1 pseudogene is annotated in these 480 nt (G+C 41.5%); it reads left to right on the top strand.

From position 1 onward, the window contains the following. Positions 1-266, top strand: a pseudogene (metL, locus tag BCT81_RS11380) (bifunctional aspartate kinase/homoserine dehydrogenase II); the annotation flags it as partial. Between the last annotated feature and the right edge of the window lie 214 nt (positions 267-480).

Below are 480 nucleotides of genomic sequence, written 5' to 3'. Positions count from 1 at the left end.
CTGAGCGTTTGAAGAAAGCGCATTCTCAGCAAAAGGTACTACGTTACGTCGCGCGTTTAGAGAAGAACGGCAAAGCAACCGTAGGTGTTGAAGCGTTATCGAAAGAGCACGCTCTGGCGAACTTGCTGCCTTGCGATAATATCTTTGCGATTGAGAGTAAATGGTACAAAGATAACCCATTGGTTATTCGTGGCCCAGGTGCTGGACGTGAAGTGACGGCTGGTGCAATTCAGTCTGATTTGAACCGAATGTCGAGCCTGTTCTAATACTCAAATCATTTGCTATGGCACTTAAATAGCATACTATTCACTAAGATAAATAAGGCTGAAAGCACGATGTGTTTCTCAGCCTTTTTTCTTCCTTATTTCTGCTTTGCGACCCATCTAACGACTTGAGTTTTACTCACGATCTACTTGAAAAAAATTCATAATGGATCTGTTGACATTAAATCGTATTCAATACATTCTGTGGACATATAGA

This window comes from Vibrio sp. 10N.261.52.A1, assembly GCF_002876325.1.
Classification (GTDB): Bacteria; Pseudomonadota; Gammaproteobacteria; order Enterobacterales; family Vibrionaceae; genus Vibrio; species Vibrio chagasii.
This window is presented reverse-complemented; position numbering and strand designations above follow the sequence as displayed.